A 1,283-nucleotide genomic window follows, 5' to 3' on the forward strand; every position below is an offset into this window, starting at 1 on the left:
CCCCATAGGCGCTAACTTAGTTGTCGATGTGCGATGGCTCGTCGCCTTCGCGGTGGCTCGCGAAGTCGATGGAGCAGCCGGGCGATGGCGATCGGCCTGACGGGCCCGTGCAAGACGGCAATAGAGATGTTGGTGATCGCGATGGCGACGAGACGCCAGATCGGCAACGTGGATCGGTTCAGGCCGCCAGGGGGAGAGAGTCCGGCGCCTCGGGATCGAGGGCCGGCAGGTCATCTTCGGCCAGCAGCGCGGCGAGCAGGGCGGTGTTGATCCACAGGCGAGCCAGGTCGGCGTCCTTTGCGCGGAGGTCTTCCAGGCCGATCAGCGACTTCATGCGTTTGAAGGCCAGCTCGATCTGCCATCGCAGACGATAGGTCGAGGCGAGCCGTTCCGGCGGCCAGTCGTCGGCTGTGAGCGAAGTTAACAGCACCAGATAGCCAGCCATCTCGATGCCAGCCTGGCTGGGTCTGTATCGCGCCTTGGCGGCCAACCGGCGGGCCCTTCGCCTGGCTTTCTCGGCCGCCTCGGGTGGTAAAGGTAAGATCACTACCCGCGCCGCCACCTCGACCCTTGACTTGCCGTCCTGGACCATCACGCACCGATCAAGCATGCCCTTCTCGCCCGCTTCACGGCAGAGCGCCAAGCGATCCAGCAGTTGGCCGTCGCTATCCAGCAAGCGCGGGTAGTTGGAAGGGGCGCGGACCAGAAAATCGGCCCCGGCCTCGACCACCTCAGCCAGATCGGCCGCCTTGGCGTGGGCGCGGTCGGCAATCCGAAGCTCGCCGGCCTTAACGCCGCGCGACAGTCGTTCGGCTTCATGGCGATCGGTGACTTCCACCGAACAGAGCGTCAGCCGCGAAAGGTCGAACACCGTATGCACCATCCAGTAGACCCGCTTAGGCCCAGGCGGTGCAACCACCGTGGCGTCAACCGCCATCAGCCGCAGGTCACTATGTACGCCGGCGAAGGCCTCGGGACAGCGCTCGGCAAGCAGCTCCGAAACCAGGCAGCCCACCCAATCGGCACTGGCCTTCAGACGCTTAAGCATCGCCACGTCGGACATCGACGCGAGCGCCCGCTGATCGGCCCAGGCCGCCAAGGTCCGAAGTGAAAACCGGCCCAGCACATAGGCGAAACACAACCGCAGCAGGTCGACCGCGCCACCCACCTGCCGTTTGCGAAGCAGCGCCCCGGCCTTGCGCGCGCTCGCCTCCAATTCCTCCGCCGAGCCCAATCGTCCGACCAGCTCGTCCCAATCCAATGCTTGCAACAAATCGCTCATA

1 protein-coding gene is annotated in these 1,283 nt (G+C 65.2%); it reads right to left on the reverse strand.

Annotated features, from left to right (window positions below; all coding sequences use genetic code 11):
- Nucleotides 1-178 precede the first annotated feature (178 nt).
- Nucleotides 179-1,283: IS4 family transposase (locus A6U98_RS00020; protein WP_027685597.1), on the reverse strand; the 1,105-nt coding region annotated here is incomplete at its 5' end.

The sequence above is a fragment of the Rhizobium sp. WYCCWR10014 genome (genome assembly GCF_001657485.1).
In the GTDB taxonomy this organism is placed as follows: Bacteria; Pseudomonadota; Alphaproteobacteria; order Rhizobiales; family Rhizobiaceae; genus Rhizobium.